The sequence below is a fragment of the Streptomyces sp. BYX5S genome (genome assembly GCF_054724165.1).
In genome coordinates, this window is the sequence record NZ_CM138829.1 from 2,869,191 (window position 1) to 2,883,615 (window position 14,425).

The window sequence follows — 14,425 nt, forward strand, 5'->3', positions numbered from 1 at the left end:
GGTCGCGCTGGGGGCGGGGCAACTCGCCCGGCATTGCGTGCTGTCCCGTCCAGTCGGAGGATCGGAGGATCGGGGCCGGTGGGCAACCGGCCCGGTTCGTGCGGGACTTCATGGGGATCGTGCCTACGGAGGTTGGCATGGAGTGGAGGCGGGGCGTTTCGGGGCGGTGCCCGACAGGCCCGGCCTCGTGACCTTCGAAGGGGGCCGGTGGGGCTTTCCCCGGCGTCCGATCCGCTCCGGCACCGCCGTGGGGCTGGCCATCGCCGTGCTCGCCCTCGCCAACGTCCTCAACAACCGCTGGGCGCCGTCCTGTCGCCTGCTGACCGCCGTCGTCGTCAGCGCGCTGCTGCTCGCGGTGCTGCGCCTGGCCGGAGGTTCCTGGGCGGACGCGGGGCTGGACCCGGCCACGATGGGGCGCGGCGCGCGCTGGGCGTCGGTGCTGATCGGGCTGGTCTGCGTCGGGTACCTGGTCGCCGCCCTGCTGCCGGCCACCCGGGGCCTCTTCGCCGACCAGCGCCACAGCGGGCTCACCGGTGAGCAGGTGGCGGTCCGCATGCTCGTGACGGTGCCGGTGGGGACGGTCCTGCTGGAGGAGATCGGGTTCCGGGGAGTGCTGTACGGGCTGGTGGACCGGGCGCGCGGCGCCGTCTGGGCGACCGCCGTGTCCAGCGCGCTCTTCGGCCTGTGGCACATCCTGCCGTCGCTGCACCTGGCCACGGCGAAGCCGGGGCTGACGCCGATCTTCGGCGATTCCGCGCTCGGCGCCGCCGTCGCGGACGCGGGCGCGGTCCTGTTCACGGCGGCCGCGGGCGTGCTCTTCTGCGAACTGCGCCGCCGCAGCGGCAGCCTGCTGGCGCCCATGGGGCTGCACTGGGTGGTCAACGCCGCGGGATACCTCGCCGGATTCCTCCTCCGCCAGTGAGCGCCGACTCCGCAAGCCCGGCGCCGACTCCGCAAGCCCGGCGCCCACCCCGCAAGCCCGGCGCCCACTCCGCAAGCCCGGCGCCGCCTCAGTGGCCCGCCGCGATGATGTCCTTGAGGCGGGCCAGGTCCTGCCCGCTGAAGCCCGAGGGCCTCATGACCGTGTTCCAGCCGTCCACGTACTCGGTGACGTACGTGTGTCCGTGCCCCGAGGGCACCCCGGTGGCGAACGGCAGGTCGGCGGTGACCTGCCAGAACGTCACGAAGGGCAGCCAACGTGTCCGACCCAGCACGTCCTTTCCGTGCGGTTCGTCGAGCCAGTCCGGCTCGTGCAGGACGAGGCGCGGGCTCCACCACACGATGGGGTCCGAGGGGTGCATCAGGTAGAGGACCCGGGTGCCGTCCCAGGGCCGGTCCGCGGGCGCGATGTCCGAGGCCGGATCGTTGGTGAAGCGCACGGTCCGGCCGTCCTTGTAGACCGGCTGGATCTCCCGGCTGCCGGAGGCGCGCTCGTCGGTGAACTGCCGGTACAGCGTATTGAAGTTGGGCGGCCCGGCGAACAGCGTGCCCGCCGTGCGGATGCGCAGGTCGGCCTCCCCGCTGAAGGGGGCCTCGCCGCCGAACGAGCCCAGGCTCTCACCGGCGACGTACAGGCGGGGACGCTGGTCCTGAGGCAGCCGCGACCAGGTGTCGTAGACCGCGTCGAACAGGTCGCGCCCCGCCTCCCGTGCCTTGGACTGGTCGACGAGGTACGAGATCCACGACGGCAGGTACGAGTACTGGAGCGCGACCGCGGCCGAGTCGCCGCCGCTCAGGTACTCGAAGGTGTCCACGGCGGCGGGGTCGATCCAGCCGCTGCCCGTGGTCGTCGCCACGAGGAGGTTCTTGCGCTCGAAGCCTCCCGCGCGCTTCAGGTCCGCGACCGCGAGTTCCGCGCGGGCCTCGGTGCTTTCCGCCGAGTCCAGTCCGGCGTAGGCGCGGATCGGCTGCTGCGCCGACCCGTGGGTGAACCGCGCGATGTCCGCCGTCGTGGGCCCCCTCCCGGTGAAGCTGCGGCCCTCCCGGCCCAGGGAATCCCACGGGACCAGGGACCCCGGGCCTCCCGAGCGGGCGCCGACGGTGGGCCGGTGAGCGCCCTCCTGCGTCACCGTGTCGCGCGCCGAGAACGTCTGGTTGGCCAGGGAGATGAAGCCGTCCAGCAGCAGACCGGTGACGGTCGCATAGGCGAGGGCGGCGACCAGGATCCAGCCCGTCGCGCCCGCGGCCCGCGCACCGATCCGGCGCCTGAGCAGCCCCGCGAGCCAGCGGTAGAGCCCGCGGACGCCGCGCCCGGTCACCAGGACGAGACAGAAGACCAGCACCGCGACGAGGGGCGAGACGATGGTGAGCAGCAGGTTGTAGTCCCGCACCCCCATCAGGCGGCGGATCTCGTGCTGCCAGTACTGGCCGAGCCCGAAGGCGACCGCGAAGAGCGCCGGTGCGGTGACGAAGAAGGTCCGCCAGGACCGCCGTCGCGCGGGCCGAGCCTCCCGGTCGGCGAACTCGCGCCACACCCACGCGGCCAGCACCCCGAGCCCGTAGCCGATCGCCGCGGTGATGCCGCAGATCACGCCCTGGAGCAGTCCGCCGCGCGGGAGCAGCGAAGGCGTGAAGGACAGGCAGCCGAACACCACGGCGGTCCAGCTGCCGGGGAGCGTGACGTACAACATCCGCCGGGGGCGCGGGGGTTGCTTCCCCGACGTCCCCTCACGCCCGCTGTCCTCGCGCCCGCCGTCCTCGCGTCCGTTGTCCTCGCGCCCGGCATCCTCGCGCCCGCCGTCCTCGTGTCCGGCTTCTTCGCGCCCGCCGTCCTCGGTTGCCGACCGGGCGGGATCGGCCTCGTCGGTCGCGGGTGTTTCCGCCGCGGCGTCCGGATGCGCCCTCGGCTCCTGGGTCCCGGACATCGCGGCCCCTTCCCGGACGTCGTGACGTGCGTCCAGAACAGATCCGCCCGGCTTTCCGGGGCATCGCCCGGTACGGGTGATTTCCGGGGCGGCGGTCGTAGGGTCGGCGCCAACTGCGCTCGTAGAGCGCCCAGTTGACGCCGCTTCTCTCCCCCGGCCCGGTCGCCCTAGACCCGCTCCTCCTGCCCTTCCTCCGCCCGCCGCCGCAGCAGCTTCTTGTCCGGCTTGCCCGCGTCCGTCAGGGGCAGCGCGTCGACGAAGGTGATGTGAGCCGGTTCGTACATCGGGCCGCGCTGGGCGCGCACAGCGGCCCGCAGTTCCTCCGCCTCCACCGGGACGCCGGGCGCGGCCACGACCGCCGCGTGCACCTGCTCCATGCGGTCGGCGTCCCGTACGCCGAAGACCGCGCTCTGGAGCACCTTCGGGTGCGAGTTGAGCAGGTCCTCCAGCTCGGTGGTGTACACGTGGCCGCCGACGACCACGATCATGTCCTTGAGCCGGTCGACGACGGTGATGTAGTTCTCCTCGTCGAGGAAGCCGATGTCACCGGTGTGCAGCCAGCCGTCGCGCAGCACCTCGGCCGTCAGCCCCGGCTGCTTCCAGTAACCCGTCATGGTGCCCTCGGACCGTACGCAGATCTCGCCGAGTCCGCCGACCGGCAGGTCCTTGCCGTCGGTGTCACGGATGGCGATGTCCACGCTCGGCAGCACCTTGCCCGCGGAGCGCAGCCGCTCGGGCCGGTCCAGGTCGTGGTCCTCGGGGGTGAGCACGCTGATGCCGCCGGCCTCGTTCTGCCCGTAGAACTGCAGGAGTACGGGTCCGAAGCGGCGTACGGCATCCGCGATCCGGACGGGCGACGCCTGGCAGCCGCCGTACGTCAGTCCGCGCAGGCTGCTCAGGTCGCGGCGCTCGGAGTCCGGGTGGTCGAGGAGCTGGTACACCAGGGGCGGCAGCAGGAAGAGGTGGGTGATGCGTTCGCGCTCGATGGTGGCGAGCACCTCGCCCGCGTCGAAGTCCTCGTGCAGCACGACGCAGCCGCCGGCCTGGATGACACCGTCCGCGAGCATGCCCGCGGCGTGCGCCAGCGTGGTGCAGGCCAGCTGCCGGGGCAACTCCCGCTCGGCGGGGCGCGCCTGAGCCACCATCCGGCGCATCCGGTTGACCTGTTCGAAGGTCGTGACGATGCACTTGGGGTGGCCCGTCGTACCGCCGGTGTGCCGGATGGTGCAGATGTCGTCGGGGCGGGCCCGGGACACGAACGGCTCGTCGGGCTGCTCGGCGGCGAGCGCCAGCAGGTCCCGGCCGAGTTCCCGCTTGGACTCGCCGAGGACGAGGACGTGGGGGACGGGCGTGTCGGCGGTGACCTCCGCGGCGCGGTCCGCGTAGAGCGGGTCGACGATCAGTACCTGGGTCTCGACGTCCTGGACGATCGCGGCCTGCACGTCGGCCGACAGCTTGTTGTAGAGGTGGTTGACGCGGCAGCCCACGAGGTTGGCGGCGTAGCGGGCCGCGATGGTCTCGGGCAGGTTCCCGCTGAGGAGGGTGACGGTCGTGCCGCGTGCGACGCCCTGAGCGGCGAGCGCGTGCGCCATGCGGTGCACCAGTGACCGGAAATGACCGGCCGTCAGGCGCTGGTCGCCGTACACGAGGAGTTCGCGGTCGGGGTGGGCCGTCAGTGCGTCGAGGTTGTCCTCGACGAAGGTGCGGAAGGGGCCCGGCGTCTCGTCGGACGCGGCGTCGGATATGGCCGGATCGGCCGAAGTGGCATCAAATACCTGGGGTGTTGCGGGCGTGGGGGTGTGTGCGGATGCCTCGTCAGGCATGGGTGGTTCCTCCTGCGTCACCGGCCCGCCTCGACTTCGCGTGCGCCGGTGGTGGTGCTGTGTCTGGGTGTGGGGGAGGCGGCCCGGAGCCGTCGGCGCAGGACGCCGTGCCCGGCGCAAGTGGCGCCCGCGCCGGGAATTTTGGTTGCCCCGGACAACCAAGATCCAGGCTAACTCCCCGCTCCCGCCGCACATGCCTCGGGTTGCGCTGCGCCGGAACGCTTGACCCCTTCTTTTCCTTTGCCCTAGCGGGATTTGACCCGCGTATCCCTCGGTACGCCCCGTCGGGCGCGAGGTCGCGGGTCCAGGGCCTGTCGTTTCGGCCAGCCCCCGCGAGCCCGGCCTGATCCGAACGGCAGGCCCTACGCCGCGGAGGTCCGCTCCGGCGAACGCAGGGTCAGGAGGGTGATCTCGCTGGGGGCGAAGACGCGGAAGGGCGGGCCCCAGAAGCCGGCGCCGCGGCTCGTGTAGAGGAGGGTGCGGGGGCCGTGCTGGGTGAGTCCGGCGAGGGCCGGCTGGTCGAGGCGGACCAGGTGGTGGAAGGGCCAGATCTGGCCGCCGTGGGTGTGGCCGGAGAGCTGGAGGTCGACACCGTGGGCCGCCGCCCGGTCGACGAACTTGGGCTGGTGGGCGAGGAGGAGGACCGGGAGGCCGGGGTCGGCGCCGTCGAGGGCGCCGTCGAGGCTGGCCCCGTGGCCCGCGAGGCCGGAGGACTCGGCGGTGACGTCGTCGACGCCGGCGACCACGAGGGTGTCGCCGCCGCGTTCGAGCAGCACATGGCGGTTGCGCAGCGGCTCCCAGCCCAGCTCGTCCATGAGGTCGACCCAGCCCTGGGCCTCGCTGTAGTACTCGTGGTTGCCGGTGACGTAGACCCGGGCGTGCGTCGCCCGCACCGTGCCCAGCGGGGTGGCCTGCGCGCGGCGGCGTTCGGCCGTGCCGTCCGCGATGTCACCGGTGTGGCAGACCAGGTCCGCCTCCAGCGTGTTGGCCGTCTCGCACATCCGCGCCGACCAGCGGGCGCGGTCGAGTGGACCGTAATGGGTGTCGGTGATCAGGACGACCCGGATGCCGTCCAACCCGGCGCCCAGGCGCGGCAGTTGTACGTCGAGGCGTCGCACGCGCGGCACGCGGCGGGCCTCGACGTACCCCCAGCCGAGCAGCACGGCGGTCACGCCGAGGACGGCCCAGGTGACCAGGCGCGCCCGGTCCTGACCGTCGCCGACGCCCGCCACGGCCAGGGCGAGCCGCAGCAGGACGCCGAGCAGCACGGACCACGTGAACAGCACCCAACTCCCGCCCAGCAGCGAGTCACCGACGATCGCCGCCCGGTCCCGCTGACGGCGGCCGTGGCCGCGCGTCATCGCCAGCGGCATGGTGACCAGCCCGACGGCGAACAGCGCGGTGCCGGTCACGGTGACGGGAAGCGGCCAGTGCTGGCCGCCGTACAGGAGGACCCAGCACGGCACGGCCCACAGCAGGAACGGGGCGATCAGAGGGATGTAGCGCATCAGGCGCCGCACTCGGCTCGGCGGCGCGCCGTGCGCTCCGCTGTCGGCGGATCGGGTGTCGCTGGTCTCGGTCACGCTTCGCCTCCTGAGGATCTCCGGCGACCTTCTGAGCTTCTCCGGCGACCCGAGATTACGTCCTGCCCCCGGACCGGCCTCACTCCCGGCGGGCGACGGCCGCCCCGCCCCCCGACGGCGTCCAAGGAAGAGGCGAGCCTGCGGCAGTCCTAGCGCAGCCCTGCGAACAGGTCGTCCTCGGGGAGCGGGGCGCCCGTGGAGTCCTGGACGCGGACGAAGGTCTCCACGCCCATGAACTCGCCGAACCGCTCCTTGCCCATCTTGAGGAAGAAGATGTTCTCGCCCTGACTGGCGTGCGCGGCCAGGGCGTCGAACTTCTGGCCGCTGAACGCGGTCGTGTCCACCCACGTGGTGATCTCGTCGTCGGGCAGCCCGATCTCGGCCATCGCGGCGGCCTCGGCGGGGTCCGGCTCCGGCATGTCCGGGTGGAACTCGCGCATGATCTCGCCGAACCGCTGCATCCCCGAGCGCGGCATCGTCGTCCAGTACACCTTCGGCGTCAGATCGGTCAGCTCCACCGCCGCCATCGTGATGCGGTGCGCCTGAATGTGGTCGGGGTGGCCGTAGAAACCGTTCTCGTCATAGGTGACGACCACATCAGGACGGTAGTGCCGCATCAGCTCCGCGAGGCGGGCGGCACCCTTCTCCACGGGGGTCTGCCAGAAGGAATCGGGCGCCTCGTTGCTCGGCCAGCCGATCATCCCGGAGTCGGCGTAGTCCAGCATCTCCAGGTCGCTGATCTTCAGGGCCTCGCAGCTCGCCTCCAGCTCCTGACGGCGCATCGCGGCGACGGCCGCCGGGTCGTGGCCGGGCTCACCCGGCTTCACACCTCCCGGCCCGTCACCGCAGCCGCCGTCGGTACAGGTCACGAGCACCGTACGGAAGCCTTCCGCCGCATACCGCGCGAGGACGCCTCCGGTGCTGGTGGCCTCGTCGTCGGGGTGGGCGTGCACGGCCATGAGCGTCAAAGGGCGTTCGGTCATGAAACAGTCCTCCTGCGGGAATGTCGTTCGGTCGGGCGGGGCGCGGTGCACGCACCAGGACCCCCGGCTGATGCAACCGCGCAGGCCGGGCCAAGTGTTCCCGGTGCGGCGGATTGGTCGTCCGGGGCGTCCTGCCGTCCGGGAGCCGGGAGCTGGGGAGGGCGTGCGTGAGTGAGAAGGCGGGTGCGGTGGACCAGGACGATACGGCGTGGGCGTTGCGCGAGGTGGGCCGGCTCGGCGGGTTCTTCGTCCTACCCACGACCGCGGAGGCGAGAGGCCCGTCGCTGGGCGGCGCCCGCGCCTCGGCCCGGTTCGCCGCCCTCGCCGCGTCGGTCACCACCCGCTACGCCACCGACGAGGCCCGCATCGGCGTCTCCATCGCCCACCTGGGGCTCGCCGCGCGCCTGTGGTCCCCCGTCATGGCCTGCGCCCTGCTGCACGGCGTCGTTCCTGACCTGAGCGGCCTGCGCTGGGCGGACGACGAAGGGTCCGCGCTGTGTCTCCCCGATCCGACCGGCACGGCCGTCAGCGGGACCGGGGCCGTCGACGCGATGTACGAACAGGTGGACGCGGTGCTGCGGCCCGTGGAGCGCGGCCTGACCATGAAGATCGCGCCGCGGCTGCTGGACGGGAACGTGGCGTCGGCGCTCGTGGGCACGGCCTCCGTGCTCTACCGGGCCCGCCCCGACCTGGGCGAACCGATCGTGCGCTGCACGAAGGAGCTGCTGGGGCGGGGCCGGTTGCGGGGCACCGGGGAGCTCGTGGGCGGGGACGGGCCGGGGCGCGTTCCGGCGTTCCGGCGGCGCAGCTGCTGTCTGTACTACCGGGTGCCCGGCGGCTCGAAGTGCGGTGACTGCTGCCTCGCCGACTGACGCGGCAGCAGCCGACCCCGCGCCTCAGCCCGCCGGGCCCCCGTCGTCCGGCAGGTACGTGACCTGCGGCCTGCGCGTGCGCGGATGGACGGCGACCTCGGCCGCCACCTCGTAGACCTCGGACAGGAGCCCGGGGGTGAGGACCTCGACCGGCGGGCCCGCGGCGACGACCGCCCCGGCGCGCAGCACGTACAGGCGGTCGCAGTAGTGGGCCGCCAGGTTGAGGTCGTGGAGGGCCACCAGGACCGTCGCGGGCAGCCGGCGCAGCGCGGAGAGGATCTCCAACTGATGCCGGATGTCGAGGTGGTTGGTGGGTTCGTCCAGGACCAGGAGGGACGGCTGCTGGGCCAACGCCCGTGCGATCAGGACGCGTTGGCGTTCGCCGCCGGAGAGCCGGTCGAAGGGGCGCTCGGCCAGCGCGACGGCGTCGACGGACGTGAGTGCCGCGTCGATCAGCGCCGCGTCCCGCGCGGTGTCGCCCGCCAGTAGCCGCTTGTGCGGGGCGCGGCCCATCGCGACGACCTCACGCACCGTCAGATCCACGTCCGCGCCCGCGTCCTGCACGACGGCGGCCACGGTCCGGGCCACGTGGCGCACCGGCAGCGCCCACGCGTCGGCGCCGGCCACCCGTACCGTCCCCGCGTCCGGGCGCAGCACCCGGTAGACGGCGCGCAGCAGCGTGGACTTGCCGCTGCCGTTCGGGCCGACGAGACCGATGGTCTCGCCCGGCCGGGCGGTCAGCGAGACGTCGTCGACGAGCCGCCGCGCGCCCGCGCTCAGCGTGACGCCCTCGACGTGGAGTTCGGCCGCGGTCATCCGACACCTCCCGCGTCCCGGCGGCGGGCGTCCCGCCGCATCAGCCACAGGAAGAACGGGCCGCCGCACAGCGCCGTCAGCACCCCGACGGGGATCTCCATCGGCGCGGCCACCGTACGGGCCGCGATGTCCGCCCACACCAGGAAGACCGCACCGCCGAGCGCCGCCGTCGGCAGCACCCGCCGGTGGTCGCCGCCGACGAGCAGCCGCACGATGTGCGGCAGCATCAGGCCGACGAAGCCGATCGGCCCGGCCGCCGCCACCAGGACACCGGTGACGAGCGACACCAGCACGAACATGCGGGCGCGGAAGCGGGCCACGTCCAGGCCCATCGTCGTCGCGGCCTCCTCGCCCGCGAGCAGCAGGTTCAGGTTCGGCGCCTGCACCATGAGCACACCCGTGCCGAGGAGCAGGACGAGCCCCGGCAGCCACAGCGTCCCCCAGCTCACCCCGCCCAGACCGCCCAGCGTCCACGCGAGCACGGTCCGCGCCTCGTTGCCGCGGTCCGTGGTGAGCAGCAGGAGGTTGAGCAGCGCGCTGAGGACGGACGCGACCGCGACTCCGGACAGGATCAGCCGGCCGGAGGTGATGCGGCCGCCGGTGCGGGCGGTGGCGTAGACGAGGACGAGCGCCCCGAGCGCGCCCGCGAACGCGGACACCGGCAGCGACAGCGCCCCGAACACGCCGATCCCGAACACGAGGACCGCGACCGCGCCGAGCGAGGCACCCGAGGAGACGCCGAGCAGATACGGCTCGGCCAGCGGATTGCGCACCAGGGCCTGAAGCGCCGTGCCGACGACCGCGAGACCGGCGCCGGTCACCGCGCCGAGCAGGACGCGCGGCGCCCGCACGTCCAGCACGATCGTCTCCCGCGCCCGCGACCAGTCCCCGGCGCCCCACCAGTCGGCGCCCAGGGCGTGCGTGACGATGCCCCACACCTGACCGGGCGGCACCCGCACCGAACCGATGGCGACTCCCGCGGTGAGCGACACGAGGAGCAGCGCCGTGAGCAGGACCAGGGTGGCGGTGAGCCGCGCGCCCTGACCGAAACGCCGTTGCCGCGTGACCGTCCGCGGCTCGTCGACCGCTGCGGTGGCCGTCACGCGAAGCTCTCCGGGTGCAGCCCGCGCGCCAGGTCCTCGACCGCGTACGCGGACCGGACACCGACCAGCGTCGCGGTCAGCGGCAGCACGACGAACCGTTTGTTCTTGATGGCGGGTACGTCCGCGAGGGCGGGCTGCGCGAGCAGGTACCGCTTCTTCTGCTCCACGCTCTTGTCGCCCGCGTAGTCGTAGATCGCGATCACTTCGGGCCTGCGCTCGACGACCTGCTCCCACGACACGTCGCCGAACACGTCGTCCAGATCGGCGAACACGTTGCGCCCGCCCGCCTGTTGGATCAGCTGGGTGCCGAGGCCCCGGCCGCCCGCGGTGAACGCCGACTTGTCGCCGCTGTCGTACACGAACACGGGGACGTCCGGGGCGTCCTCGACGGCGGCGGCCGCCTTCGCGACCCGGCGCCGCAGCTCGGAGACGAGGGCGTCGGCGCGCTCGGAGACACCGAAGATCCGGCCGAGGGTGCGTATCTCGGCGTAGGTGTCGCGCATGGTGACGTTCTTGCCGCCGCAGTACTCGCGGTTGAGGTACGTGTCGATGCCCGCGTCGGCGAACGTGGCGCGCGAGCGGCCCTCCTTCTCGTCGAAGGCGCTCGCATAGCCGCCGTAGACGAAGTCGGGCTCCGCCTCCAGCACCTTCTCGAACGAGGGCGCCTTCCTTGCCAGTTCGGGTACGGAGGCGAAGTCCTCGCGCAGGTCCGGCAGGACGGCGGAGTCGGGGAACGCCGTGCCGACCATGCGGCCTCGCAGGCCGAGGGAGAGCAGGAGTTCCGCCGGATGCTGATGGATGGTCACCACGCGCGACGGCGGCTTGTCGTACGTCGTGGTGACGCCGCAGTTGTCGACGGTGACGGGGAAGCCCTTGGCGGCCGCGGCCTTCGGGCGGTTGTCGGCGCTCCCGGAGTCCGGCCCGGAGGGGCCGCAGCCGGCGGTCAGTACGGTCGCCGACAGTGCGGCGACCGTGGCCGCGACACGGGCGAAGCGAGAGCGATGGGGACGGCTGGAACCGTCGTACACGTGAAGCCTCCTACGGAGTCCGCGCTCCTCGGAATGGGCCCGCGACGGACCAGTGGCCTGACTTCCGGGAGGGCGCGGACGCGCGCTTCCCGGTCACAGTGGCGGGACCGTGCCGGATTCGCACCGGCTTCCTGTCATCCGTCGCGGCGATGACCTGCTGATCCTATGCAGCGGCTGACCAAAGACAAAGACAAGGCAAACTGGCGCTCGCCCTGATGCCAAGATGGGGCGGCCATGACTTCAGGCTGGGGTGCCCGCGCCGGACGGGCCGCGATGTTCGCGGCCGTCTGCGTGCTGCTCACGGCGCTGGGGCACACGCTCATGTCGGGCGCGGCGATGCCGTGGTGGGCGCTGGGCGCGGCGTTCGCGGTCACCGGTGCGGTGGCCTGCGGCGCGGCCGGGAGGGAGCGGGGGCTCCTGCCGGTGGTGGGCCTGGCCGTGGTGGCGCAGGGGGCGCTTCACCTGTTCTTCTCGTGGGCGCAAGGGGGTACTGCCGCGCACGCGCACGGTGCGGGTGGCGGGGGCATGTCCGGGATGGGGCACGCCGCACATGACATGGGCGGCATGACGGGTTCGGGCATGTCGCCGACGGACATGTCGCCGACGGACATGTCCGCCACGCACATGTCGCTGACGGACACCTCCTCGGTCGGCATGTTCCTGGCCCACCTGCTCGCCGCCGTGCTGAGCGGGCTCTGGCTCGCGTACGGGGAGCGGGCCGCGTTCCGGGTCGCGCGGGCCGTCGTCCGCCGTATCGCCGCGCCCCTGAGGCTTCCGCTGCGGGTCCCGACTCCGCCGCACCGCCCCCGCATGCCTCTGCGACGCACGCGGCGCGACCGCGCACCGCGTGTCCTCCTCCTCGCGGACACGATCACCTCCAGAGGGCCACCCGCACGGGACGCTGTCGCCTGACGACAGCCGGTTCGAGTCCCATGCACCCCTTGCACCGGATCCGGTGCGCCCAGGGCCGCGCAGGCCCGCGCCCGGACTCCGTGCTGCCCAAAACACTGGAGGACCACGTTGTCCGTCACCTCAGAACCACGCCCCGCTGAAGAGAGCCCGCAGGCTCCGCCACCCGGCCGGACGACCGTCAGGTCGGCGGCGTCGTCACTGCGCCCGCTGGTGCGCCGACTGCACTTCTACGCAGGGGTGTTCGTCGCCCCGTTCCTGCTGGTCGCCGCCGTCACGGGGCTGCTCTACGCGGGCTCGTTCCAGGCCGAGAAGATCGTGTACGCGCATGAACTGAGGGTTCCCGTCGGCGAGTCCGAGCTGCCGGTCGCCGATCAGGTGGCCGCCGCCCGCACGGCACACCCGGAGGGCGAGGTGAGCGCCGTGCGGCCGTCGCCCGAGGCCGGGGCGACGACGCGGGTGATGCTCTCCGGCGTCGCGGGAGTCGACGCGGGCCATACGCTCGCGGTGTTCGTGAACCCGTACAACGGCGAGGTGCGCGGCGCCCTCGAACAGTACGGGTCGACGGGTGCGCTGCCGCTGCGCACCTGGATCGACGAGTTCCACCGCGACCTCCACCTCGGTCAAGTCGGCCGCCTGTACAGCGAGTTCGCGGCGAGCTGGATGTGGGTGATCGCCGGTGGCGGCCTCGTCCTCTGGTTCGGGCGGCGCCGGGCGCGCCGCGCGATCCGTGGCACGACCGGGCGCGGGCGGACGCTGTCGTTGCACGGGACGGTGGGGGTCTGGGCGGCGCTCGGCCTCTTCTTCCTGTCCGCGACGGGGCTGACCTGGTCGACGTACGCGGGAGCCAACATCGCCGACCTGCGCGAGGCGCTGAACCAGACGACGCCGACCGTCTCCGCGGCCGCGGCGTCCGGTGGGGAGCACGCGGGGCACGACACGGTCGGCGCGGCCCCGGGTTCCGGGGCCGGCGCGGGCGGTGCCGATGTCGGGGTGAACGCGGTGCTGAAGGCGGCGCGGGCCGAGGGCCTTTCGGACCCCGTGGAGATCGTCCCGCCCGCCGACGCCTCCTCGGCGTACGTCGTGCAGCAGATCCAGCGGAGCTGGCCGGAGAAGCAGGACGCCGTCGCCGTCGACCCGGCGAGCGGTGAGGTCACGGACGTGGTGCGGTTCGCCGACTACCCGGTGCTGGCCAAGCTGTCCCGCTGGGGCATCGACCTGCACACCGGCAACCTCTTCGGCCTCGTCAACCAGATCGCCCTCGCCGCGCTCGCCCTCGCGGTGGTGCTGCTCGTCGTGTGGGGGTACCGCATGTGGTGGCAGCGCGGGCGCGGCTCCGCCTTCGGCCGGCCGCTGCGCCGCGGCGCGTGGCAGGACGTACCGCCGTACGTCCTGGTCCCGCTGATGGCGGCGGTCGCCCTGCTCGGCTACTTCGTACCGCTGCTGGGCATCCCGCTGGCGGCGTTCCTGCTGTGCGACATCGCGCTCGGTGAGATCGCGTACCGGCGCGGCAGGCGCACCTACAAGCCGCTCGGCTGACAGCGGCCGGTGGGGCGGCCCGCCGCGTCAGGCCGCCCCACCGCCGAAGCTGATCTCGTTGCCGTCCGCGTCGCGGTAGTTCACCCGCCTGACGCCGCCGTCGAACGTCTCGCGCCCCACCGGCTCGATGCCGCGCCGCGTGACCTCGTCGACGCGCACGTCGAGATCCTCGACGAACGACAGCACCAGAGCGTGCCCGGCGCGCTCCGCGTCCTCCACGATGTAGATGTACCGGTGCTCCGCCACCTCCCACACCGCCTCGATGTCGTTCGGCAGAAACGACGGCGGCTTCCCGAAGAACCGCTCGTACCACGGCAGCGCCGCGGCGTAATCGCTGACGGGAATGCCCGCGAACAGATCCAGGGCCACGTCGTCCTCCAGGTGCGGTCGAAATCGCGCGGTGAATGTCCTGTACTGGTGACTTCCGTCGCCGCGAAAGTTCATCGGTAGGGGAGTCCGATGACCGCCTCCGACGCCTGGACCACCATCGAAGACTGGCTGCGCCGCAACGCACCGGCCACCTTCGCCTCGGGCGCGACGACGGCGCGTCCTTTACGAAGGAGGCGGCGTTCGCCGGTCTCGGGGGCCTGCTCCGGGCCGCCGCCGATGCCCTGCGCACCTCCTGCTTCCTGGTCTGGGGGCAGTGGGAGCCGTACGTGGACGGTGACGGGTTTCTGGAGTGGCGGGAAGCGGGGGAGCAGGTCAGTGCGGTCCCGGGCCGAGGTCCTTGCCGGCGATGACCGGGCTGAGGGTGCGCAGGGCGAGGCCGGCGGCTATCAGGGTGAGGCAGGCGACGACGAGGCCGAGGACGGCGAGGGGGCTGAGGGAGCCGGTCATGGCGAGGGTGCCGGTGCCCGCGCCGCCGAGCATGGCGGCGCTGGTGGGGTTTGCGTACATCAGGGCAA

The 14,425-nt window shown here is 72.9% G+C and carries 13 protein-coding genes and 1 riboswitch; of the genes, 4 read left to right on the plus strand and 9 right to left on the minus strand.

The window, feature by feature from the left end; genetic code table 11:
* Positions 1 to 187 precede the first annotated feature (187 nt).
* Positions 188 to 922, plus strand: coding sequence for a lysostaphin resistance A-like protein (locus tag ACYBSK_RS13090; protein WP_460246154.1), 735 nt, complete (start codon positions 188 to 190; stop codon positions 920 to 922).
* An 88-nt stretch (positions 923 to 1,010) separates the two neighbouring features.
* Here ACYBSK_RS13090 and ACYBSK_RS13095 read toward each other — a convergent pair whose 3' ends face one another.
* The 4 genes from ACYBSK_RS13095 to ACYBSK_RS13110 form a co-directional block, all read right to left on the minus strand.
* Positions 1,011 to 2,864 carry an alpha/beta hydrolase gene (locus ACYBSK_RS13095; RefSeq protein WP_460246155.1) on the minus strand — a complete coding sequence of 618 codons (1,854 nt, stop codon included), beginning with the start codon at positions 2,862 to 2,864 and terminating at the stop codon, positions 1,011 to 1,013.
* Between the two features lie 167 nt (positions 2,865 to 3,031).
* Positions 3,032 to 4,687, minus strand: coding sequence for an AMP-binding protein (locus tag ACYBSK_RS13100; RefSeq protein WP_460246156.1), 1,656 nt, complete (start codon positions 4,685 to 4,687; stop codon positions 3,032 to 3,034).
* 362 nt (positions 4,688 to 5,049) lie between these two features.
* On the minus strand, positions 5,050 to 6,270 hold the full coding sequence (locus tag ACYBSK_RS13105; RefSeq protein ID WP_460246157.1) for a metallophosphoesterase: 1,221 nt from the start codon (positions 6,268 to 6,270) through the stop codon (positions 5,050 to 5,052).
* Positions 6,271 to 6,419: 149 nt separating this feature from the next.
* Positions 6,420 to 7,253 (minus strand): PIG-L family deacetylase, encoded by an 834-nt coding sequence (locus ACYBSK_RS13110; RefSeq protein ID WP_460246158.1) that lies wholly within the window; start codon positions 7,251 to 7,253, stop codon positions 6,420 to 6,422.
* A gap of 167 nt (positions 7,254 to 7,420) precedes the next feature.
* On the opposite strand from ACYBSK_RS13110, the gene ACYBSK_RS13115 reads away from it, so the two are divergent.
* A complete protein-coding gene (locus tag ACYBSK_RS13115) occupies positions 7,421 to 8,125 on the plus strand; it encodes a (2Fe-2S)-binding protein (RefSeq protein ID WP_460246159.1) in 705 nt (234 codons plus the stop codon).
* A 24-nt stretch (positions 8,126 to 8,149) separates the two neighbouring features.
* On the opposite strand, the gene ACYBSK_RS13120 is transcribed toward ACYBSK_RS13115, so the two are convergent.
* The 3 genes from ACYBSK_RS13120 to ACYBSK_RS13130 are packed head-to-tail and all read right to left on the minus strand — an operon-like array spanning position 8,150 to position 11,072.
* Complete coding sequence (locus ACYBSK_RS13120; protein ID WP_460246160.1) at positions 8,150 to 8,941, minus strand: ABC transporter ATP-binding protein; 792 nt, start codon at positions 8,939 to 8,941, stop codon at positions 8,150 to 8,152.
* Positions 8,938 to 10,044, minus strand: a complete 1,107-nt coding sequence (locus ACYBSK_RS13125) for a FecCD family ABC transporter permease (RefSeq protein WP_460246161.1) — start codon at positions 10,042 to 10,044, stop codon at positions 8,938 to 8,940. The genes ACYBSK_RS13120 and ACYBSK_RS13125 overlap by 4 nt, the downstream gene beginning before the upstream one ends.
* Positions 10,041 to 11,072 carry an ABC transporter substrate-binding protein gene (locus ACYBSK_RS13130; protein ID WP_460246162.1) on the minus strand — a complete coding sequence of 344 codons (1,032 nt, stop codon included), beginning with the start codon at positions 11,070 to 11,072 and terminating at the stop codon, positions 10,041 to 10,043. The genes ACYBSK_RS13125 and ACYBSK_RS13130 overlap by 4 nt, the downstream gene beginning before the upstream one ends.
* A 30-nt stretch (positions 11,073 to 11,102) precedes the next feature.
* Positions 11,103 to 11,229, minus strand: a riboswitch (cobalamin riboswitch).
* 77 nt (positions 11,230 to 11,306) lie between these two features.
* On the opposite strand from ACYBSK_RS13130, the gene ACYBSK_RS13135 reads away from it, so the two are divergent.
* Both ACYBSK_RS13135 and ACYBSK_RS13140 read left to right on the plus strand, forming a co-directional pair.
* Positions 11,307 to 11,984: a hypothetical protein gene (locus ACYBSK_RS13135; protein ID WP_460246163.1), complete on the plus strand. Its 678-nt coding sequence runs from the start codon at positions 11,307 to 11,309 to the stop codon at positions 11,982 to 11,984.
* A gap of 108 nt (positions 11,985 to 12,092) precedes the next feature.
* Complete coding sequence (locus tag ACYBSK_RS13140) at positions 12,093 to 13,520, plus strand: PepSY-associated TM helix domain-containing protein (RefSeq protein WP_460246164.1); 1,428 nt, start codon at positions 12,093 to 12,095, stop codon at positions 13,518 to 13,520.
* 27 nt (positions 13,521 to 13,547) lie between these two features.
* On the opposite strand, the gene ACYBSK_RS13145 is transcribed toward ACYBSK_RS13140, so the two are convergent.
* Complete coding sequence (locus ACYBSK_RS13145; protein WP_457477085.1) at positions 13,548 to 13,889, minus strand: VOC family protein; 342 nt, start codon at positions 13,887 to 13,889, stop codon at positions 13,548 to 13,550.
* 333 nt (positions 13,890 to 14,222) lie between these two features.
* Complete coding sequence (locus tag ACYBSK_RS13150; protein ID WP_457477086.1) at positions 14,223 to 14,417, minus strand: hypothetical protein; 195 nt, start codon at positions 14,415 to 14,417, stop codon at positions 14,223 to 14,225.
* Between the last annotated feature and the right edge of the window lie 8 nt (positions 14,418 to 14,425).